The following is a 23,535-nucleotide window of genomic DNA, read 5'->3' as shown; positions in this document are numbered from 1 at the left end:
TCATATAAGCTGATTGCGTTCACTCTTGAATTTTGCTGCTACCATGATGATTAACACCAAGAAATTTTGGCGTCGAAGTGTTCCTAGATTCTCTAACTTTTATGCTAACCCAATTAAGAAATGAACGTGCAGAAACCTCTTAACTTGATACGCCAGTAGATCAAAAATTCGAAACTCTAATAATTAAAAGAATGTCTGCCGTTTAAATATTCTTCTCAAAATCTCCTGCCTGCTGTAAGGCATAAATAGCAAAACTTCCTAGCCAGTGACCGCCCTCATAGTCGTCTGCAACGAGGTTGGGAAGTGTGTGTGATAAATGAGCATCTGCTATTTCAACAAGGGGCTCATATCTTTTATACTGGGCTGCGAGACCATATAAAACCCAAGCCCGGCTTAAGTTCAATCCGTCGATATGAACTAATTTACCATCAGTTCTATCGCTTACTTTACCTATTTCAATATCTAATATTCCTTGCTCCATTTCAGGCAAGAATCTAGCAAGCCACATGTGAAAATCTTCTGCTGGCATGACGCGTCGCATGATGTCCACTTCTTCTAAACAAGGAGAAAGAAAATCATAGCCACTAGGCTCCCAGGAGATAGGACAGTCCTCGTCATTGCGATAAAACTCCATGGCTTTAGCTCCAATTGCACTTTTTAAGGCTACCTCATTTTTATGTACAGCATAATCCCAGGCCAAGGTCATCGCAAATGCTGTGTTAGAATGTTCTCCCACTCGTATCGCATATTGAAGTTTAGGTAAATATTCTATATACCGCTCGACGATCAAATCGCTCAAAGGCTTCAAGTCAGCCGCCATGCGTCTGCCATAAGTGGTATCCCAAGTATCTAATTCCTGCTGGAGCTTGAGAAGCCATGCCCACCCATAGGTACGTTCAAAAGTAGTATTGTGATCAGATTCCAGGTATTCAATCTCTACCGCTACATTAGCAGCAGTAATATTTGATGTCAACTTTCCTAGCAATTCTGAAGCCTTATCTAGATTAGGAAATTGTTTAAGCAAGGTGACCGCGCTCCAGTGACCATGAACGGCACTGTGCCAGTCAAAACAACCGTAGAAAACTGGGTGTTGAGCTGTAGGCCGTTTTTGATCTTTTGGTGACGCTGTCACGTGTCCCATTTTATTAGGATATTCCTGGTCCACACAATATAAAGGCAATAAGGCCAGATTATTGGCTTGTTCTAAAGTTAATTGGGGCGTTGGAATAGATGTAATTTCCGTACTTAAGGCAGCAGTGGTGTCCGTCACGGTTTGTTGAGTCGCATCATTGCAACTCAAAATCAAGAATGTGATCCCAATGTAATAGTTCTTCACGATGTCAATTTTGGTGGTGAAGTAAATATAACAAAGTCAACACTGTTGCAGGGTTCTAGTTTATAAATCCTGAATTTCTAGGTGTAGATTGGAGTTGTTGAAATTTCGCTTTCGCGAAAGCGAACTCTTTACCCTACATCGAACTCTATTACCGTTTCATCGCAAAATGACCTTTAACCACTTGACCATCATTAAGTTCCAAAGTGAACCAATAGTCCGTAGACGGTAATGGTTCGCCATTAAAACTTCCATCCCATCCTGCAGAAGTGGTTGTCAACTGACTCAAAAGTTTACCATAACGGTCAAAAATGGAGACTTTTGAATCTTCCAACAACTGGTTTGAACCGAAAACGTTCCAATAATCGTTATAACCATCACCATTAGGTGTAAAAAATTGCGGAACGCCTACCAATAACACTTCCACCTGATCATAAAAACAACCGATTGTATCCCTGAAGTAAACTTGATGAACGCCGTTACCGGTTTCTATGCCTTGGAAATTATAGAAGAATTCACCAGCACGGGCATTCATGTCGTACCAGATTCCATCATCCAACCTTACTTGAAATCTTGAATTATCTCCAGGCGCCGGAGTCAAACTAGCTTGAATACGATGGGTATTGAGAACAGCAGAAACTTCAGCTACTGCAGAAACTTCAGTGGGCTGAGTAGCGGCATCAACGATAGTAGTAGCTGTGGCACTACATCCTGTATCAAGATTTGTAGCAACAACCGTATAGGTTCCTATTTCATTTGCCACGATCGACGCATCTGTAGACGGTAAGGATTCAGAACCATTTCCTCGATCGACGCTCCATTCAAAATCATAGTTTAATGTCTCCAATCCTGAATCTAAAAGTATCGTAGGTGAATTATTATCATCATTAGAGCTACAAAGAGCATAATTTTGCGCAAGCAGAATTACAGGAGATTCATTTAAGACTAATGTAATCCTCGTAGTTTCAAAGCAGCCCGTATTCTCGTTTGTCACCCGTGCATAAATCAAAGTTTCTGGCATGTTCAACTCATAGATACTCGGTAAAGGTGACGTACCAGAATTTGCGAACTCTTGAGTGTCATGGTATGTAACCGTAGTATTTTCAATATCTAAGCTGATGTTATCACTTAAGGTTGTTAGGTCCATAACTTCTGTACCTGTGCCGCTATCATTAGTATCGCAAATTTCTATAGCATATGGCGCGGCAATGATAGGCGCCTCATTTACCTGAATTTCAATGCTTGCCTTTGCTGTATTAACTGTGGCTGCTGCACCATCATCAACCACAGTCACCTCGTAAAGAGATGTGAATGCAGGAATTAGATTATAAGTTTTGCTGGTAGATACAATGTCAGGGTCTCCGTTTTTTCTCCAAGTGTAGCTATACGTACCTAGAGCATTTTCTGGATTTGTAACAGCCGTGAGAGCGATACTAGAAATGTCGTTATCGCAAATTTCATTTTGGCTAGCTTCAATGTTGACTTCCAATTCACATGCGGTAAGATCCAGTTGAAAAGAAACCTCAGTACCACATGCTGCTGTTGAAGTTTGATCATATATAAAAATGGTGATAGGATAAGTCTGTTCAGGATCCCGAGTTATTTCATCCCCTGTTTCATATTTGATGCCTTCACCACCGGATTCTGTAAAATAGGCTTGATTACCGGATAGGTTAGTTCCATCTATTTCTGGAAATATAAAATTCTCACAAGCTAGTACATCTCCTATAGGTTGTAACTGTGAAGGAGTTTCTATGGTGAGCTGAAAAGTGGCTTGAGGCTTACATTCCTTGCTAGAACTTCCATCATAGGCAAAGAGTTGGACAGGGTAAGCGGCAAAATCTGAAAAGACCAGAACATCAGCCTCATTGAAAGACTGCCCCATACCATTGGGTTGTGTGTAATAACGTTGCGAGCCAGATAGGTTTTCACCTGTTATTTGTGGTAAGGTATAAGATTCACAGCTCACAGCGTCCGTAATTGGGTCAATTCCTGAGTTGGAGGTACTGCCATCAATGGTGATAATAACAGTATCAGAGCTCACATTACCATTAACATCTGTTACGGTAACTGTGATTTCATTAGTGCCCACATCTGAACAGGTAAATATGGTTCGGCTTATGACAATCGTATCTATGGCACAGTTATCAGTAGGCAATGATGTGGTAATATCTTCAATAGTTATTTTTGCCAGTTGGGAAGCATCTAATGCGGTGGTAAATTCTTTAAGTTCTAGGAAGGGCTTCTCTACATCTCGGACGGTCACATTGAAGGTACATGTGGTTACAGTTCCGTCAACATCTGTTGCGCTAAAGGTGACTGGCGTAGTTCCCACTGGAAAAAAACATCCAGATTCCAATCCTTCTGTTTGCTGAACCGCCGATGGAATAAATCTAAAATTATCCATACTGGCATCAAAATCATCTCCCCATTGTTCCCAGACCATGGAAGTTATATTCTGCCATTCAGGAGTATCAGGAAAAGTAACTTCTCCCGTAGTAGCTGGGATAAATTCAGTACCACAGTCACCCGTTGTAAAGCGCATATTTGTCGAACAAACAAAAAGCCTGGTAGGTGTAAATGGCTGGCCATCATTGTAGGTCCAGGTGTTTGAGGTATTCGGATGGATTGCGGCTCCTTGCCGGTTGTTACAAGGTATGGGCCAGGGTGCATCTATATGGCTCAAACCATTTCCATCCAGTCGCATTCCGTTTTCAATGTATGGTGAATCATCCTCTGCAGCACCTTCAAAAAGCATGATAACCTCTTGAGCTTGTGGAATATCTGGCGTTGTGGCATCCTCGAAGTGTACGATCGCTCCACATGCGCCTGGGGTGGCGTCCACTACTATATCATCAGGACAGAAAATGTCTGCCACAGTAGAGGATTTAGTGATTGATTGATATGAGGAAAATTGGCCGAAGTTGAAATACGTTCCTGAAGCACTAGCTTTATTTAACTTTTGATAACTTTTAATTTTAGATATAGGTATCACCGCCAAGCAAAATGGTAGCGTCATCAAAACTAGAAGAAATACCGAAAATCTTTTGATATGCATAGGATGTTAAAGGTGTTCTAGGAACACTACTTATACTACGCAAATTTATCTCATGCAGATCTAATTCTACTTTTTTACGCCTTTAATCGTATAAATTTAGTATAAAACATCGACAAAGTGTAAGGTATAGGACATTTCAAAATAGATAGATATAGTGGGTAGTTCGCTTTCGCGAAAGCGAACTACCTCACCGCTACCCTACTTCTTTCAATAATTCAATAATAGCACGATCCAGCTGCTCATCTGTCCCGCTTGCAATTGTTGCTGGTCTGTTCTTGACCTGAATCATGGGTTCTGTCTGGTTGTTTTCCATCCAATTCCCATTGATATCTTTAGCGCTCACTGGAACCACACCCCAGCGTGAACCATCAGGAAGTCCCTCCCACCCTGCAAAACTGCAAGTACCAGGCGTAGGCATCCCAACTGTTTTACCGATTTTTAAGTCTGTATAACCACAAGCGAAACAATGTCCATCGCTATATTGAGCTTCATTGATCATCGCTAGTGTAGGCTTAGTCCACCTGGAAGTAGGCTCACCGCCTACCACGCGGTCCTCTGTGGCATAGGTAATAAATGGAGTTCCTGTAAAAAATGCAGCAAGATCTGCCACTAAATCACCACCACCGTTGAATCGAGTGTCAACAATCACCCCTTTACGGTCTAAAAATTTCCCCATCATTTTCTCATACACATCCCGATAAGGGCCGTCACTCATACCTGGGATATGAACGTAACCCAACTGGCCATTACTTTTCTTCTCTACTTCTTTCTCATTTTTCTTTACCCAGCGGCGGTACAATAGTCCACGTTCCTCTCTTAGGGAGATAGGCTTCACTGTAATCGTGATGGACTCAGTTGAAGCAGGGTCACTAAGTTCCAATAGGGTAAATTTATTTTCTTTACGGTTTAAATATGATGAGACATCTGTGTTGTTGAGTATAGGTTGACCATCAATTTTATGGATGATCATTCCTGGTTTGATATCAAACTTGGCTTTATCTAAAGGTCCGCCATTTAGGATTTCCGTGATTTTAATACCATTACCTGTATGATTGTAATCTAGAAATATTCCTAGGGAGGCTGTTTCATCTTCATTTTCCATAGAATAATTAGCTGCTCCCGCACCTGCGTGAGATACATTGAGTTCGCCTAGCATTTCAGATAATAACTCTGCAAATTCATTGCTGTTGCCTATGTAAGGCAAGTGCTTCTCATACTCAGTTTTCATGAGGTCCCAATCGATCCCATGAAAATCGGAATGGTAAAAGATGGCGTTAGTTCTCAACCACACGTGATCAAACATCGCTTGACGCTCTGCAACGGCTTCATACTCCATTTCTCCAGCAATGGTTACAGATTCCTTCTTTTCTTTCTCAGGATCAATTTTAGAAATTTTACCGCTACTCAATAAAAATAGGTTTTCTCTTTCTGCATCCCACTCCAGATTTCCTGATGAGGCACCGAGTTTCATGACCATTTTAGTTTCTTTGGTTCTTAGGTCAGTAGACCAAAGATCTAGCTTATCTTCAAATTTTGTGAGGTAATATAGCTTACTCGCATCCTTAGAAAGAACTGCATCGCTAATGTCAGAAGAGTGAATTGTAAAACGCTTGGTACGTTCTTTCATTTCCTCCCAATCAAATTTTAGATCTTTGATTTCTTCTTTTTCCTTTTTGTCTTTATCCTTTTTACTCTTCTTCTTTTCATCCTCTTCGTTTTCCTTTTCTTTCTCCTTTTCAGAGAGCTTTTTCATCTCTTTCAACAAAGCGTATTCTTCTTTACTCAAATTGAACTCATCCCAAGCGTCTTGAGTAAAAAACATACTATACACATCACTTTGAGTAGAGCCACTGGTGGCATAGGATTTCAACCCATCTTTATTAGAAAACCACAACATTTGCTTTCCATCATTGACCCACACTGGCTTGAAATCATAATAACCACTTTCATTCAAGTTTACTCTTTTAGAGCCATCAGCTGCCATGAGTAATATATCACTGTTGTTTAACGACAAACTCCAGTCTACCAGCAACCATTTGCTATCTGGACTCCATTTGAAATATTTATCACCATCTCGCATGTGGTACAAATCTTCCGGAGTTAAAAGTGTGATCTCGTTGCCAGATTTGAAATCCCTGATTTTTAAGGAACGGCGATCTTCAATAAACGCCAGCTTTTTGCCATCTGGTGAAAATTGTGCGAGGTAATTGTCTTTTCCATTTTCAATGACTGGGGTTTCTTTGAGCAAAGTGGAGGCAAAAAAGAAAGGTTCTTCCTCCCGGACGATTTCGGTTTTAAAAATACTCCAGTTGCCATTCCGCTCACTACTGTAAACCACTGATTTACCTTCAGGACCCCAGCTTACAAAATCTTCTGCTTCTGGAGTATTTGTTAACCGCTTTGTGAAAGATTCTTCTACTGAGGTTACAAACACTTCTCCTCTAGCGATAAAGGCAATTTCTTTACCATTGGGAGAAATAGCCATCTCGCTAACGCCTCCATTGACTGAAAGAAATTTATCTGTATTAATAATTTGCTGGGTGATGATGTTTACCTTCAATTTCTTAGGCTGTTCACCAGGTTTCATGGTGTACAACTTTCCATCGTATCCAAAGCTCAACATTCCACCACCGTAAGATAAAAACCGCACTGGATGTGTTTTAAAATCGGTAAGTTGGATAGAGGCGGTAGGATTAGTCAAGCTCATTTCATGCACGTTGAAATTGCCGCTTTGTTCACTTAAATAATAAACCGTCTGGTCATTTACTCCATAAACTGGCTGACGGTCCTCACCTTCAAATGTGGTTAACATCTTATGGGATTTGGCAACGGTATCATAACTCCACAAGTCTCTAGTAATACTGGAAGTATGATGCTTGCGCCACTCGTTTTCCCCTCCTTTTTTATCGTGGTACAGTATTGTTTTTCCATCAACACTCATAGTCAAAGCCTCTGCAGGAATGGTGAACAACTGATCAACTCTACCACCGGCAACGGGCACTTTGTACACTTCTGGCTGTGATCCAGTTGGGAACTGGCGGTGACCTGCAATGTCCATGCGCACTCCACCAAATAAGATGGAACTATCGTCGCTGGTAAATGTAAAAGGTTCCTCGTCTGTAGAATGGAACGTCAATCGCTGAGCGCTCCCTCCATTAGCATTCATGACATAAACGTCAAAATTCCCGTAGCGGTTAGAAGCAAATGCGATTTGACTTCCATCCTTGCTCCACACGGCTTTATAATCATGTGCCTCATGAAAAGTCAACTGTTGTGCTGTACCACCTTGAGACGATACTTTGTATAAATCCCCTTTATAAGTGAAGGCAATCTGCGAACCGTCTGGAGATATGGTGCTGTGGCGCAACCAGCCTGCATCCTGCTGTGCAAAAGCGATCAAGGAATATAGCAACAGCATGGCAAAGAAAAAATTTTTCATCGTTCAGTTTTGAGTACAGCAAGATAAGTCAAAAACCAGTTTTTATAAACAGATGATGAGCTCAAGATAGCTTAATAGGAGATGAACTGGTGTGGCTTTTCGCTTTCGCGAAAGCGAACTCATACCATCTATAAAACTACTTCAAGTGACGTAACAATAAATGGAGTAATTGCTCTGTCTGGTAGGGTTTTACCAAAATGGAATTGATGCCGTGCGCAAAAATATCTTTCTCTAGATTTAAGTCGTCAGCAGCGGTAAGCGCAAGAATGGGAGTCGTGATTCCCTTGTCACGTATAATCGTACTCGCCTTGATACCATTCATCACGGGCATATTGATGTCCATCAAGATATAGTCGTAGTCATTATGTTCAACGATATCAACAGCTTCCTTACCGTTATTGACCGTATCGTGAAGCATTTGATATTGTTCCAAAACTTTCTGCGTCACCAATTGATTGATCTTGTTGTCATCTACAATGAGCAATTTTTTATTCTTGAGTTTGTCAACATCAGCTTCATCCACATGAGTTTCTAAATTTTCAGTGGAACTGATGCCTAAAGGCAATAGAAAAGAAAATGTAGTCCCCACACCGAAGATACTTTCCATAATAAGCTTGCTCCCTAGAATATTTAAAAGCTTATTAACGATGGGTAATCCTAATCCTGTACCACCTTCATAAGAATGTGTAGGCACTTGTGTGAACTCTTCAAATATCTCTTTTTGATCTTCTTCCTTGATACCGCGACCGGTATCTTGGACTGTAAACAAGAGTTCGACGAGTTCCCCATTACTATTATGATGCTCAATGGTAAAATAGATAGATCCATCTTGAGTAAACTTGCTAGCATTGCTCAGCAAGTTCATAATGACTTGAGACAGTTTAGTCTTATCACCGTACAGAACTTCAGGAACTTCTGGCCTTATAGTTAGTGTAACCCTATTATTATTTTTTTCATTTAAAAACTGAAAAGTCTGCGAAATACTGGTTGCCAGTTCGTAAATATTAAAATGCTCTTCCTTCAACTCCCTGCCTTTCTTAGACTCATACTTATTGATACTCAATACGTCATTTACCAAGGCTAGTAAATAATCAGCAGAGAATTTGAGCGAGTTAAAATCATCTGCAAATTCTTTGAGTTTAGGGTTTTTAAGAAATACGGAGGATAAGCCAATGATACCGTATAATGGGGTTCGCAATTCGTGACTTATGGTAGAAAGAAATTTTGAATTTTTTTGTGCCAATTTCTCTGAAGTTTGCTTGGCTTCTAAGTACTGACCATTTTTAATCTTCAAATTTTTCAATAACAGATTGCGTCTGTTGCGAGTGTAAAGTAGCGTTCCTAATAATGCAATAAGAATAACACTCACCACTGAAAAAATCCAAAGTAAAATACGATTTTGTTGTGCCTCCTGGAATGCTAATTCATTTTCTAACTGAGATTGTTTTAGTTCTTGCTGATACTTATCTGTATTGAATTTAAAACGAGCAATTTGTGCTTGTCTAATTCTGTCCTTCTCAAATCGATGATCTCTAACTGAATCATAAGGTTTGCGAATCTCATTTAACTTTTCATATTGTCCAGTTAAATCGTAGGCATCAATAAGGTTTTTATAATTCCCAATCAGATATTTTTCCTCAATATCTATTCCCTCATCTAGTAAGTCTAATGATATGTTAGCACTTTCGATCGCTTTGAAGTTGTCTCCACGTAATAAATCAAGACGTCCTTGAACATAATAGCTGATGAATAGGTATTCGTTTTTACGAGAAGAAAGAGATGGGAGGTATAATTTAGGTCGAGCTAGATCTAAGTAATATTGAGATTTCGCAATTTCCTTGCGAGTCATATAAAGCTCCGCTAGATCGTTGTAAATTATGGTCAAGGCAAGATCACTAACGTCAATATTGCCTAAATAATCAGTGCCATGTAAAAAATAATCAATGGCTTTTTCACTATCGTTATTGAAATGAGTGTTCCCAAGATTGATATAGTGGCTCAAAATATCGAAGGTGTCTTGACGCTTTAAGGCATCATCGAGTGCTTCACGAAACATAATATCAGCACTATTGACATCATCCAGTTTGACAAATGAAAGACCTAAAATAGTGAGTAAACGAGTTTCAGCTCGGTTTGCATTGACACTATTCGCATGTTCCACCAGTGCAGGAACCTTCTTAATGATTTTCTCGTAATTCCCTGAATAATAGTATTTCTCTGCGACTCTAAAAATCGAGTCCATCTCTTCCTTAGCATAGGAAAAAGGCGGCTCTGGTATCGGGTCTACGGTTTTAGGAGTTTCTTGTGCACTGCTAGGAATCAGGGATAGAAATAGGAATGAGAAAACGGCACAAATTTTAAACATCAAAACAGGGGACTATTGAGGTTACAAAAAATAATAAAAAGAATTTTTCAAATGGTACTTCTTAATTTGCAACTACCATATTTTATTTAGTGCCATGGTTATCAAAATAGTTTAAGGATTACAATGATACATATTTCAGCTTATAACGCTAAAATATGATTTTCACCCCTATGCCTCCAAAAGGATACAAATATTTATCAAACAGCTTTTTATACGTTTATTTAAAAGTCCACTGGAAAATTGATTACCTGATCCAGTCACTATTGAATAAGAGAAAAATTAGCATCCACCTCATGCATGGCATTATTTTTTTACTTAAGACAATTTAGATTTTCTAATGATGGTTTAGATTTTTTCATATCAATTCCAGTTTGTCGAAAATTTAAAAGTAGCTGTATTTAATCGAAAGGTCGAGCATTTGTATTTATCCAATTATCTACAAAAGCCTCCTCGCGAGTGCCGTCAGAAGTCAATACTAGTTATATCATAAAATCACTACTCTAAAAGCTTATGATTTGTATGGTTACACTATAATCTAGTGTCATTTTGAGCATGGGAAGCTCGTATAACGTCCATAGGATATTAGGACCGAAGAAAGCATTATCCAAAAAATCCTAATATTTTCACTCGTATTTAAATTAATATTTTACCGCACTCACCCGATTTATTTAAATTCTAGATGCTCTACAAGTCAGCCACGGAGAATCTCTTGAAAGTGGCATACGTACCTATAGCTCATATTTGTAGAAAATTGCTATTTATGAGTATTTGAGATGTTAAAATAGCAAATGTGTTTTATTATAATAAACTGTTTTACAGTGTTTTATATATCTAATGTAAATTTAACGTTACTTAAAGGTAAAGTTATTGCAACTATTTAATATCTTTACTAGAAATCATCAGTTATGAAAACTTCAATTAGAAAGAGGCATCCAAAAGGAGGTTTAGAATCTCCACTCATGGCTATTAAAAACTATTTGAAAGCTTATGCCGCTAAGTGTAGAAATTTATATATTCTTACTATGACTACCTGATGGAACCCTCATGTTCCTATGTAGTACAAGCCATATACACATAGCAATTAAGCCATTTTACAACTCGCTAATTGCAATAATTGTAGAATAACACTGGTTTAAGTAGGTCGTTCTTTGCCGAAAGTTATGACCACCTACTATTCTTGCTCCAACCCAGGTTTTTTGACTTCTTCTTCCCGTTTGCTCTCTTCACGAGCAACAAAACGTTCGTGCTCTAGATGAGCGTAAAAGTCTTTTTTACGTTTGTACAGACTTTTAATCCCGTCAGCTTTCCCGTAAATCGTAACAATGTCATTGGGTAGCAGTTTAAATGGACCTGAAGGTGATCCAAAATATTCTTCGCCCTTACGATACACCCCTAAGATGGTTATACCTTCTTCCCGCAGATTTAATTCTTGGAGCGTTTTGTGACACATCCACCCGTCTGCATCTACTTTAGCCTCGCTTATTTTATAGTTGCTTTTCAAATGCAGCACTGCTTCAAAATCCTGCACTTCAAGATCTGTATAACGTCTTAACATACTACTGATCATTTTAGAAAGACCTCGATCAACCCATTTACTGCGTATGGCAAACCACAAACCGGTAAGTCCTACCACAATAATTAATAACCCGTATAATCTAGAGGCTGTTGTTTCAGGAAGCACGAAAGTCAAAATTAACGAGGACATGACCGTCACAATACCAGCGTTCCCTATCAACATCAAATTATAAATGATCTTCCGGCGTACCGGGTGATTCATAATCAATTCAGTTTCTTGAGTGCTTAGACCTGCACCAGTATAGGCAGATCGAGCCTGAAACTTAGCGCTTTCTGTCGATAATCCGGTATGAGTAAGGGCGATAGACGCAATTTTAGTAATCAAGGCGGATAAGGTGACAATCAAGAATAGCGAGATGGCTGCAATCATGGGTATCGAAATATTTCTGTTGTAAATCTATCTAATATCTCTTAATGCCTCTAGAATTCCTCAGGCTAATGTGTGAAGTTTATTGGGTAGTTCGCTTTCGCGAAAGCGAATTTGAACAGAAAATCGCTGCAGGTTTTGTTATTTCTCTATTTAGGAAGTTCCACCACTTCTTCCCGATACTTAACGGCCTTACTATTAGGCTGAATACCATTGTGATAACGTTTTGCGTATACCTTGACAAATTCGGCGCCGTAAAAAAGAATCAAAGCGCTGTAAGAAACCCAAAGCAACAGTAAAACCAAAATACCCGCAGCACCATAGGCACTGGCAGGAGAAGCATTTGAGAAATATAATTCCAGTAGAAATTTCCCCAATTCAAATAGCAATGCAGTTAGGATGGCTCCTGGCCATATGACTTTCCATTTCAAATCAGAGTCTGGTAGGTATCGAAACATTAATCCGAACAATAAAGAAATAATGACTAATGCGATCAGAAAATTCAACGCATGTGCTAGGTAAATTAAATAGTCAGGAAAATTAGTTTGAATAATGTCCTGCAACATGGATATTATGGCAGTTAAGATAAAACTGATTAAAATTAAAAAGCCAAGAACCAATATGAAACCGAAACTTTTTGCCCGGTCCGTCAATAATTTCCACCAGGGTGTCTTAGGGGCAACCTTCAACCGCCAGATTTTATTCAAGGAAATCTGTAGATGTACAAAAAGACCTGTGGCTCCAAAAAGGAGTGTCACTACCCCTACTAGTGATGCAAGGATACCATTGTCACGGTCAGCAGTTTGGAGCATCTTGTTAATATCCTCTGCAGCATCCCAGCCTATTAATCCCGTCAGGTCACTGGTTAATCTTCCTGTAGCAATATCCTGATCCCAAATCACTCCAACGATACTAATAAGGATGATTAATAATCCTGGTAAAGAAAGAATCGCATAGTAAGCAATGCTCGCACTGAGCTGCCAGACATTATCTTGATTCCATTCCTTAGCGCTTTCCCAAAGTAAACTGGGAATATGTTTGTATTTAAATTTGATGTTGGGGTTTGTTACATTGGATGGAGTCATAAACTTGAAGTAAAGTAATTTCTATAAATCCTGGTGAAGACTTTCCATAAAATTAACGATCCTAACCCTAAACCCAATGAAGTAGTATGATCGATATATATTTAAAGCAGGTGGAGAACCATTTAAATACTTAAATGACCACTTAGGCTACAAAAAAAGCCCTGCCCCCATAACCGCTTTTTCCTCTTTTAGAGGCGATTGCTTCTAACAAACTATCAAACCTTACAATTTTCGATTTAAGAAACATACGTTCAAAAATAAGATTGGTCACCCCAACACTTCCATAAGTAACTACTGAGTAACTTTTGAAACTATCTATTTTTTTCTTGAGGCATGGAAACTCAGTAGGTTTAAGAGAATAAGGGTCTACCCTATTTGAAATAAAATGAACCTTAGAAATATCTAGTATTTCATTCTCTATGGCTTCAATGATATGTTCTAACTGTTTCTTTCCGACTAAGGTGTGCATCTTTACTTCAACAATAACCAGATCGTCTATAAAAAAAAGATCGGCACAATCAATTTGCCGTATCTTTTGAATATTTAAATTAGTCTCAAGGGTCTTCATAGGGGATAGTATTTGTAATGTTGCTTGCACTCTCTATGCCAATAATCAAAAGTTTCAATAAGGAACGTTTAAAACCTTTGTACAACGCTAATTTAAATAATTATTTTAATTTTAATTAACAAATGATAATTTTTTTTAAAATAATTTCTTTTCCGATTTAACTCTATGACTCAGAAGATTACGACCTCCTTTTACATTGAAAAACTTCCTGTTGACCCTGTTTACACAAATAAGCCGAGGCAGGTACTAGAAGCTTCAATTAGTTTTGTACAACCAGAAAAATTTGAAAATGCTGAATTAATTCACGTATCCATGGAACTGGCTAGCGAATTGGGCTTTACAGAAGATGATACGGCTACTGAACGTTTTAAAGACGCTTTAACCGGACAGTGGACACCTGGGAGTCATCAGGCATTTGCTATGAACTATGGAGGTTTTCAGTTTGGACAATGGGCAGGCCAATTGGGTGATGGTCGTGCAATAAATATTGGTGAAGTAGCAGCAAAAAAAAATGTTCAGCAATTACAGCTTAAAGGTGCTGGTCCAACGCCCTATTCCAGACGCGGTGATGGTTTTGCTGTGTTGCGCTCGAGCATCAGAGAACACTTGTGCAGTGAGGCCATGCATTATTTAGGTATCCCGACAACGAGATCCTTATCCCTAGCCTTGAGTGGCGACGAGGTGATGCGAGATATGTTTTACGATCATCATCCTGCTCTAGAAAAAGGAGCTATCGTGTGCAGGATAGCGCCATCGTTTTTGCGTTTTGGGAATTTTCAATTACCAGCCTCACGTGGCGAGGAAGGTCATTTAAAAAAGTTATTAGATTTTACCATAAAACATCATTTTAAAAACCTTGATTTCAATTCATCAGATCGTTACATCCAGTTTTTCAAACAAGTAACTGATAGCACCCTGGAAATGATTATTCATTGGCAACGGGTAGGTTTTGTGCACGGTGTCATGAATACTGATAACATGTCCATTCTAGGGCTCACGATCGATTATGGCCCTTATGGCTGGCTGGAAGATTATAACCCTAACTGGACACCTAATACTACAGACAACCAACATAAGCGTTACCGGTATGGTGCGCAGCCAGAAATAGCTCTGTGGAATCTATGGCAATTAGCTAACGCGATTTACCCACTGATTGGAGAGTCAGAACGCCTTGAAGCGGTTCTCAACGAGTACAAGAAAAATTATCAAGAGCAACATTTACAAATGATGCGATCAAAACTAGGTCTTATCAAACATCAACCTGAAGATCTGAACCTTATTACTCAATTATTGGAACTCTTACCTAAACATGAAACTGATATGACTATTTTCTTCCGGGAACTATCTGGAGTGAATAAAGAAAGTAAGATTACAGAGGCTTTTGAAGGAGTGCACTTGGCATTTTACAATTTGAACGAATTACAACCCGCAGTAAAACAGGAATGGAATAATTGGCTCTCTTTATATGTAAAAAGATTGAATGAGGAATCCGCTTCCGCAGCAGCGAGGTTATCTCTAATGCAACGTACGAATCCCAAATATGTACTGCGCAACTATATGGCGCAACTAGCCATCGACAAAGCTGATCAAGGCGACTATTCTCTAATTTCAGAGTTCTACGAAATGCTTAAAAATCCTTATGACGACCAGCCTAAGTACAACCAATGGTATAAAAAACGACCCGACTGGGCTCGAGACAAACCTGGATCATCACAACTCAGTTGCAGCAGTTGAAAAATCACATAAGTCGGTTTTGTGTCAACTTATATTAGGACGGGACAGACATCAGAAACAAAAAAGCCGATCTGGAAAGATCGGCTTTTTCTTCTTCTATTGTTTACAGCGATGTTCTTTGATCGCTTCTTGATAATCTCTGGCAAAAGCAGGTTCTCTTTTTCTACTATTTGGAAAGGTTATTTTTCTTCCCAATCCGTTGCATGATGCTCAGCTAAACTTTTACTGGCATTATCTTGAGTCAGGTTTGCTTTAATAAGAGGTAAGTAAAAGAGGTATTCCCTAGCATCTGCATGAATTGAAAACCTGTGCTTTTACTTGTTGAATAGTTGCTTGAGCAAATCGTTGTTTGCAGAAGTCTGCATCAGCTTATTCATAAGTGTGTGCTGAACCCGATAATCTTATCTTCAAGCTTCAAAGATATTTATGTTATATATCTTTTAAACTTCCAGATTCTCCTACATCCATTTTCTCTCCAGTGATTGCGCCGTACCCCATTTTAAATAAGCTTACGAGTGCATTTGATTTAGAGTCCCAATAGTGACCTTCTTCTGGATGGAACGTAATCACGGTAATGTTAGGATCATCCTTCCCTTCAAACCAGTTGTCATCAGTTGAAGAATATAAATCGTGAATGAGTGCCTTATCTCTTGAAATCACCGCCTTTCCATACACGCTTAAAAATTCCATACTGTGCTTCTCAGCGTATAACAATTGACATCTAGAGTCGCTTTCAATATTTGCATTGTGCTCGCTATCAGCATTACTTAAAAAATAAGTCGTTCCATTATCATCCACCCTTTTAGTACTCATAGGAATTGCATGTAATGGAGTTTGATCCAAATGGGTCAACATCATCGCAAAATCGATACTTGTAGACAGGTCTTTGTATTTCTTCTGTGCTTCGGCGTTATTCAAATTATTTGTGCTCATGGTTTATTTTTTATTTAAAGATATTGAGCAAAACAGCTTGATTAGCTTAATAGATTCTCAATTTTAATTTCAAATTCCCAATTTATGTTAACAGGATGATAAGTATTTCGCTTTCGCGAAAGCTAACTTAAAAACAAGCTTACTACTCATCTACAATTTCTAACAAAACCAAACCTTCTGTCACTTGTGTCGTCACTTTTCCATTCTTTATCGTCAAGAGATCGCCGGTGTAGGCATTACGCAGCTGTTTTTGGGTCTTAAACACTTTTGTAATATCAATAGTGATATCGCTATCAGGTAAACCTGCACCTATGATCACGTCATCTACTACTCCATTTTTATTATAGAATCGAGCCGATAGTGATCCAGGTCCCGTATACTCTAAAGGAATCGCACGTCCAGCTCCCACTGCTGGATGATTCCTACGGAATTGTCCTAGTTTTTGCCAGTGTGCCAAAACCATTTGATCGATTTCATCCCAATTCATCTTAGTTCTCAAGTTCGCATCTCCTTGAACACCGTCTGCTTGAAGTTTTCTAGCGGTTTCATCACCGTAATAGACTTGTGAGATTCCTGGGGTCAATAACAGTTTTGAACCCGCATCTATAGGGTTTTCTCTCAAAGGATCAAAAGGTTGCCCGTCGTCATGAGAACTGATATAGTTCATAAAAGTCACTGGGCTTCCCTCCTTTTCTTCATTAAGTTTAATTCGTATACGGTTGTAATCTGCAAATAAAGTCGAATAGACTTTTCTAGCATCTTCCTTAAATCCAAAATTGATCATCGCATCGTAGCCCGAATCGAAATAATCTACTTGTGATTCATTGAAAGCATAATTGCGACCTCCAGCGGCGTAATAACCGTATAACTCACCTAATATAAAGAACTCGTCATCATGGATCATGAGTTCTGGATTATTGCTTTTCCATTGGTTGTACGCCTTACGAGACTGCTCAATAAAGGTCGTCCAAACGGATTCTTCTACATGTTTCACGGTATCGATTCTGAAGCCATCAATTCCTGTTTCCCTTGCGTAGTCCGTCACCCATTTTATGATATAGTTTACGGGCGTTCTAGGAAGCTGACTTTTTTCAAAAAAAGTCTCTAATTCCTTAACTTCTTGCTCATACCTTCCTTCTTCTTTCCATTTGTTGACTAATAGATCTGGCAACTCCACCTCTATGTTGCTATCCGTACGTATGTCTGGTAAATTGCTAGTAAGCGTGCAAGTCATAGCTGTTTCTTGATCTCGATAGGTGCAAGTAGGTCCTGTACGTACCCAGTCTTCTGGCCATAGAGGGTCTGTTGCCGTAACTGGTCCTGTGTGATTGATTACTACATCTAATAGAATTCGAATATCCTTGCGGTGCGCGGCTTGAACTAATTCCTTAAATTCTTCAAGCGTTCCATAAGAAGGCTCCACTGCGGTCCAGTCCTTAGCCCAATACCCATGATAGGCATATGTAAAACCGCTGCCTTCATCCACTCCACCTTCAATCTGTTCAAAAATAGGAGTCAACCAGATGGCATTGATTCCTAAATCCGTAAAATAATCCTGTTCTATTTTTTGTTGTATCCCCTTGAAGTCGCCGCCTTCAAAACCACGTAGCTTATCAGTTTTCTCATTGCGAGGTACAAGATTGTCATTGGTCAAATCTCCATTATTAAATCTATCAGTAAGCAAAAAGTAAACGTTAGCAGCGTTCCAATCAAATGTGCTTGCTATTGGTACTTCTACTTGGCTAATGCTTTCGTTATTATTATTACAACTGACAACCACTAGTGCAAGGCATGCAAATAATACTATTCTTATCATAATCTATGTTTCAAATCATTTCAAAAATAGTCAAGCTGATGTTACTTATTGAGAAATGATGAGCTAGGTTCTAGTAAACCTTCCTAATTTTAACCGACTCATCACCTTATGGATATTTACCTTGACTTGTTTCTTCAATCCTTCTCTGACTACGCCAATTATCTATGGCGTGAGATCACTCATCCTGCATGGGATAATTATTTCTATTGGCTGATTGGATTATCTACTTTGGTATTTGTTCTTGAGATTTGGTTGCCCTGGCGAAAAGATCAGAAAATATTGAGACGCGACTTTTGGCTGGACTTATTTTACTTGTTCTTTAATTTCTTTCTTTTCTCTCTAGTGGGTTATAACGCTATTTCTAATGTAGGCGTTCAACTATTTAATGACTTACTAAATAGCGTGGGTTGGGAAAATATAGTTGCCATTAAGGTGGACAAACTACCTGTATGGGTGCAACTTCTTATAATGTTTGTCATAGCAGATTTTATACAGTGGAACATCCATAGGTTATTGCATAGAGTGCCTTGGCTTTGGGAGTTTCACAAAGTTCACCACAGTGTAAAAGAAATGGGGTTTGCAGCTCAATTCCGATTTCATTTTATGGAAACTATTATTTATAAAACGCTTCAATACGCTCCTTTAGCAATGATCGGGTTTGGAATCCAGCAATTTTTTGTAGTCCATATGCTAGGAGTTTTCATAGGGCATTTGAATCATGCTAACTTAAATTGGGATTACGGGCCATTCAAATATATTCTGAACAACCCAAAAATGCATTTGTGGCATCATGCCCGTAAATTACCTGAAAACCATAAGTATGGTATCAACTATGGTTTATCCTTAAGTGTTTGGGATTATTTATTCAGAACAGCACACGTTCCTTTTCACGACCCTAATCTAGAGTTAGGATTTCCTGGTGATGAAGATTTCCCTGACGATCTTGCTCATCAAATGATCGTTCCTTTTAAGCCGAAGTAAAGAACAGATTGCCAAAAGAATAGCTAATCAACAATGTATTAATTAAAGGCCGTAATGCTTTTTGAGCATGCGCTCATAAGTTTTCTCAGGGAGTAGTTTCTTCAAAACTATGGAAAACTTTTGCATAAAACTACCCACTTTGTAATGAATACCTGGACTTTGCTCTTTCAAAATCTCCTCGATTTTATAAGCTACTTCTATAGGGTCGTTGCCGTCATCCACATGATCATCGATCAGTTTTAAGGTGTGCGAATATCCCGCAGCGTAATCGCTACCCTCAGTCACTGGAGCATGGAATCTGCCAGCAGCAATGTTAGTCGCAAAGTCACCTGGCGCAACATTACTAAAATGAATGTTCAAGTGAGCACATTCTAATCGGTAAGCCTCTGTTGCAATTTCAAGAGCACCTTTACTGGCACTGTAAACACCTCGATATGGCAATCCCATATAGCCAGCAATGCTGGTAATATTGATGATCCTTCCCTCCCTGCGTTCACGCATGTGTGGCAATACCGCTTGAATAACTCTTAACGGCCCGTAAAAGTTAGTGTCCATTGCGTTTTTGACCGCATCTATAGGAGTTTCTTCCATGGGGCCAGTGATGCCAACGCCTGCATTATTAATGAGTACATCAATTTTTGACTCGGCTTGAATAATTTGAGAAATTCCCTGACGTATGGAGTCCTCATCTTGAACATCCATGGCTATGAGATCAAAAGGGCTTTCTGGATAATTTTGTGGATTCCTACTTGTGCCATAAACCTTGTAACCTGACCCTTGTAACTGCAGGGCGATGGACTTCCCAATTCCCGATGAACCACCAGTTACTAAAACTACTTTTTTCATAAACGTTTAAATATCAGATAGTTAAACTTGAGTATAGCGCACAAAAAAAGGCAAGCTACCTACATCACACCGCTACGACCGCTTACCTTTGCTGCGTTCCCGCCCTGGAGGAGTTCAGCAGGAGCTGGTTGTGTAGGACTTGCCCGGTGCAAATATAAGGTCTAGTTTCAGACCTCCAAAGGTTTTCATGCCGCTTTTTTCTTACTATATTTCAACTTTAGAAAAGATACTCATGAATTTGAAAAACGCCATTTTTATAGGGGTTGTAGTACTCTCATTATCAAGCTGTACATCAGATATTGATGAATTTAAAAATAATTATACGTTAGAGATTACTAACGATAAAAGTGATTGGAATGAGGACGACACGGTCCAAATTTCTTTGATCGACGATGGATCTATTGGTGTAGATAGCGTTGTATGGACGCAAAATGCCCGTCGATTAGATGATGTTGAGGGAATCACGCTTTCGCGAAAGCTAAAAAACCAACCTTATGGCGACCTAACGTACAAGGTAAAAGTTTACCACAATGGAATGGTAACCACTGCGGCTACCTCTATCAATTTAAAAAATCCGGTAGCGCCGAAGATCCTCAACTATACGATTGTCAACACCTACCCACATTCAAATGTATACACCCAAGGATTAGAATTTCATGAAGGGAAGTTGTATGAGAGTGCTGGGCAATATGGGGAGTCTAGTATTCGTATTACCGAGGCTGAAACAGGTATCGTATTAAAGGAAAAGGAATTACCTGATACTGTTTTTGCAGAAGGTTTGACCATTCTCAATAATAACATCTATCAATTGACCTGGCGCGGGCGTTTTGGATATATATATGACTTAGACTTAAATCAAACCGGCCAATTCAAATATGGCAGCAGCAGTAAAGAAGGCTGGGGTTTATGTAATGATGGCGAGTTTTTATACAAGAGCGATGGTACTGATAAGATTTGGAAGTTAGACCCAAACACATTTGAAGAATTGGAATACATTCAAATTGTATCTAAAGGAAAATCTTTGACTCAGATTAACGAATTAGAATGGGTCAACGGGAAAATATATGCCAACATTTATCAGGAGAACGCCATTATGATTGTAGATCCTGCAACCGGTGCGTTAGAGGCTGCTATTGATTTGAAAGACCTCAAAAATCAAATTCCGAACTGGGATAAAGAAGATAATGTATTGAACGGCATTGCCTACGACAAAGTCTCCAACCGTCTTTTTGTGACCGGAAAGCGCTGGCCTAAAATGTTTGAGATAGAAGTTACCCAGTAATGAACGACCACTTACCCATATTTGAAATGACCCGGACTGTAGCCAAAAACGAGATCGACTACTTGGATCACGTTAATAATGTCGTTTATGTGCAATGGGCTAATGATATAGCCATGGAACACTGGACGACTGCTGCATCAAAAGAATTACTTCAAACCTATGACTGGGTAATGATCAAGCATTGTATTGAGTACAAACAATCCGCCATGCTAGGCGATCCTATCTTAATAAGAACCCAAGTAGGGCGAGCAACAAACGTGAGGTATGAACGTTTTATTGAAATTTATAATAAAGAAACCATGACCTTGCTTGCTAAAACAACATCTGACTGGTGCGCCATCGACAAAGCAGGAAAACCAGTGCGTATTTCTCAAGAGTTAAGGGATCTTTTTGAAATCACTTAATGAAGAATTTCCTATATAGTATAGTATTAGGTGTCGTGGTCATCAGTATGTCCTCCTGCCGCAACGATTTTGAATTCTCAGATAGTACAGGAAAATTAGGTTTCTCTCAGGATACGGTGTTCCTAGATACAGTTTTCAGCACCATAGGCAGTAGCACGCGTACTTTCAAGGTTTATAATAACAGCAATCAAGACATTATGATTCCTACGGTAGGCCTGGCTCGTGGTAATGATTCTAAATACCGTCTAGCAGTGGATGGTGTGCCAGGACAACTATTTGAGAATGTAGAACTGCTGGCTAACGACTCGCTCTACGTATTTATAGAAACTACAATCAATATCGCTGATTTCTCCAATGCCAATCAGTTTGTATATGAAGATGTCATTGAGTTTGATAGCGGTGCTAATTTGCAGCAAGTACGACTGGTCACCTTAGTCAAGGACGCGGTATTCCTGTTTCCAGAACGGGATGCTAATGGTATCGAAGAGACCTTACTTTTAGGAACAGACGGAGAAAATAACGAGGTGCGCATCTCTGGATTTTTCCTAAATGATCAGGAGCTCGTTTTCACGAAAGAAAAACCTTATGTGATCTATGGCTTTGCTGGCATACCACCTGAAAAAACGCTCTCGATTGAACCTGGAGCCCGATTGTTTTTTCATTCCCAAAGTGGGATTATAGCAGCCAACGAAGCTTCCCTACAAATCAACGGAATGGCATCCACTACTGAAACCATGGAAAATCAGGTGATTTTAGAAGGCGACCGATTAGAACCAGGTTTCGATGATGTAGCAGGTCAATGGTTTGGTATTTGGCTCACGAGTGGTAGTAAAAATCATAAAATCTCCCACACGACGATAAAAAATGCCAGCATAGGAATTATTATGGACAATCAAAATCCAGATTCCAATGGTGCCACCCTACAAATAGATAATTCTGAAATTTACAATTCTTCAAACATAGGATTACTCGCTACAACAGCAGATATTGAGGCTGAAAATTTAATAATCAATAATGCTGGACAATCTTCCCTTGTTGTGCGCTTAGGAGGTTCGTATAGGTTTAACAATTGCACAATCACTAATTACTGGAATAAAGGCTTCCGTCAGGATCCCACATTGATACTATCCAATGCGTTCCCTAATACCAACCTTACAGAACCTTTAAATCAAGCATTGTTTACCAATTGCATCATTTATGGTGATAGAGATCTAGAATTAAGCTTGAGAGCTGCAGAAGGCGTGGAGTTCAATTTTAAAATGGAAAATACACTCTTGCGATTTAATGACCGATTCAACGATTTTGTAGGTAATGGGTTGTATGACTTTACTAACACACAGTTGTATGAAAATGTAAAACTGAACGAGAATCCATTTTTTGAAAATCCCCAGTCTGATTTGTTGCGCATTGATACTGAAAGTGCTGCAAATGCATTAGGCAATCTAGCTACCGCAACCAGAACTGATATTCAAGGCACTATCAGGTCAAATGAACCCGATGCAGGTGCTTATGAGAGTGTGGATTTGGAGTAGAAAGTATAATTAGCAAATAATTTTGCGCTCATTTGATTAGTTATTTAATCTCAAAGGTTGTCAATACATTCTTTTTACCCCTTTAAACGATCGATAAACCGATTAAACACACATATAAAGGTTAATTTATTTGATTTTGCGATTAAAGTAATTGTATGTACTTATATTTGAAAATATATTTAGAATAATAAAAGCCAAGCCGAGATTCCCTAAATCT

15 protein-coding genes and 1 other RNA gene are annotated in these 23,535 nt (G+C 39.1%); 5 read left to right on the top strand and 11 right to left on the bottom strand.

The annotated features are described in order from the left end of the window. Positions 1 to 202: 202 nt before the first annotated feature. From NMS_RS09420 to NMS_RS09390, 7 genes are all read right to left on the bottom strand, one after another. Positions 203 to 1,336, bottom strand: coding sequence for a DUF2891 domain-containing protein (locus NMS_RS09420; RefSeq protein WP_041496481.1), 1,134 nt, complete (start codon positions 1,334 to 1,336; stop codon positions 203 to 205). A 148-nt stretch (positions 1,337 to 1,484) separates the two neighbouring features. Further along, the gene (locus NMS_RS09415) at positions 1,485 to 4,211 is read right to left on the bottom strand and encodes a T9SS type B sorting domain-containing protein (RefSeq protein ID WP_158448989.1); all 2,727 of its coding nucleotides are present in this window, start codon (positions 4,209 to 4,211) and stop codon (positions 1,485 to 1,487) included. 373 nt (positions 4,212 to 4,584) lie between these two features. Further along, positions 4,585 to 7,830, bottom strand: a complete 3,246-nt coding sequence (locus NMS_RS09410) for a S41 family peptidase (protein WP_041496479.1) — start codon at positions 7,828 to 7,830, stop codon at positions 4,585 to 4,587. Positions 7,831 to 7,966: 136 nt separating this feature from the next. Next, on the bottom strand, positions 7,967 to 10,195 hold the full coding sequence (locus NMS_RS09405) for a response regulator (RefSeq protein ID WP_041496478.1): 2,229 nt from the start codon (positions 10,193 to 10,195) through the stop codon (positions 7,967 to 7,969). A gap of 1,171 nt (positions 10,196 to 11,366) precedes the next feature. Next, positions 11,367 to 12,140, bottom strand: coding sequence for a TrkA C-terminal domain-containing protein (locus NMS_RS09400; RefSeq protein WP_041496477.1), 774 nt, complete (start codon positions 12,138 to 12,140; stop codon positions 11,367 to 11,369). Positions 12,141 to 12,286: 146 nt separating this feature from the next. Next, entirely contained in the window at positions 12,287 to 13,222 is a 936-nt protein-coding gene (locus tag NMS_RS09395) for a YihY/virulence factor BrkB family protein (RefSeq protein WP_041496476.1), read from the bottom strand. A gap of 142 nt (positions 13,223 to 13,364) precedes the next feature. Next, a complete protein-coding gene (locus NMS_RS09390; RefSeq protein WP_148311367.1) occupies positions 13,365 to 13,790 on the bottom strand; it encodes a hypothetical protein in 426 nt (141 codons plus the stop codon). A 165-nt stretch (positions 13,791 to 13,955) separates the two neighbouring features. Between NMS_RS09390 and NMS_RS09385 the strand changes: the two genes are divergently transcribed. Beyond that, on the top strand, positions 13,956 to 15,524 hold the full coding sequence (locus NMS_RS09385; protein WP_041496474.1) for a protein adenylyltransferase SelO: 1,569 nt from the start codon (positions 13,956 to 13,958) through the stop codon (positions 15,522 to 15,524). Between the two features lie 429 nt (positions 15,525 to 15,953). Here NMS_RS09385 and NMS_RS09380 read toward each other — a convergent pair whose 3' ends face one another. Continuing rightward, on the bottom strand, positions 15,954 to 16,457 hold the full coding sequence (locus tag NMS_RS09380) for a pyridoxamine 5'-phosphate oxidase family protein (protein WP_041496473.1): 504 nt from the start codon (positions 16,455 to 16,457) through the stop codon (positions 15,954 to 15,956). Positions 16,458 to 16,599: 142 nt separating this feature from the next. Then, a complete protein-coding gene (locus NMS_RS09375) occupies positions 16,600 to 18,273 on the bottom strand; it encodes an alpha-amylase family glycosyl hydrolase (RefSeq protein ID WP_041496472.1) in 1,674 nt (557 codons plus the stop codon). A gap of 108 nt (positions 18,274 to 18,381) precedes the next feature. Between NMS_RS09375 and NMS_RS09370 the strand changes: the two genes are divergently transcribed. Continuing rightward, the gene (locus tag NMS_RS09370) at positions 18,382 to 19,254 is read left to right on the top strand and encodes a sterol desaturase family protein (RefSeq protein WP_041496471.1); all 873 of its coding nucleotides are present in this window, start codon (positions 18,382 to 18,384) and stop codon (positions 19,252 to 19,254) included. Between the two features lie 42 nt (positions 19,255 to 19,296). Here NMS_RS09370 and NMS_RS09365 read toward each other — a convergent pair whose 3' ends face one another. Beyond that, the gene (locus tag NMS_RS09365) at positions 19,297 to 20,100 is read right to left on the bottom strand and encodes an SDR family oxidoreductase (protein ID WP_041496470.1); all 804 of its coding nucleotides are present in this window, start codon (positions 20,098 to 20,100) and stop codon (positions 19,297 to 19,299) included. A 45-nt stretch (positions 20,101 to 20,145) separates the two neighbouring features. Then, positions 20,146 to 20,245, bottom strand: an RNA gene (gene ffs / locus NMS_RS13630) — signal recognition particle sRNA small type. A gap of 87 nt (positions 20,246 to 20,332) precedes the next feature. On the opposite strand from ffs, the gene NMS_RS09360 reads away from it, so the two are divergent. Genes NMS_RS09360 through NMS_RS09350 form a run of 3 tightly spaced genes read left to right on the top strand, consistent with a single transcriptional unit; the run spans position 20,333 to position 23,318 of the window. Beyond that, complete coding sequence (locus NMS_RS09360) at positions 20,333 to 21,382, top strand: glutaminyl-peptide cyclotransferase (RefSeq protein WP_041496469.1); 1,050 nt, start codon at positions 20,333 to 20,335, stop codon at positions 21,380 to 21,382. Then, the gene (locus tag NMS_RS09355; RefSeq protein ID WP_052476878.1) at positions 21,382 to 21,786 is read left to right on the top strand and encodes an acyl-CoA thioesterase; all 405 of its coding nucleotides are present in this window, start codon (positions 21,382 to 21,384) and stop codon (positions 21,784 to 21,786) included. Before NMS_RS09360 ends, NMS_RS09355 begins: the two co-directional genes overlap by 1 nt. After that, positions 21,786 to 23,318, top strand: a complete 1,533-nt coding sequence (locus NMS_RS09350) for a hypothetical protein (RefSeq protein ID WP_041496468.1) — start codon at positions 21,786 to 21,788, stop codon at positions 23,316 to 23,318. The genes NMS_RS09355 and NMS_RS09350 overlap by 1 nt, the downstream gene beginning before the upstream one ends. Positions 23,319 to 23,535: the final 217 nt, after the last annotated feature.

The sequence above is a fragment of the Nonlabens marinus S1-08 genome (assembly GCF_000831385.1).
Lineage (GTDB): Bacteria > Bacteroidota > Bacteroidia > Flavobacteriales > Flavobacteriaceae > Nonlabens > Nonlabens marinus.
Note: the sequence above shows the minus strand (reverse complement) of the source record. Positions and strands in the feature narration are given on the sequence as shown.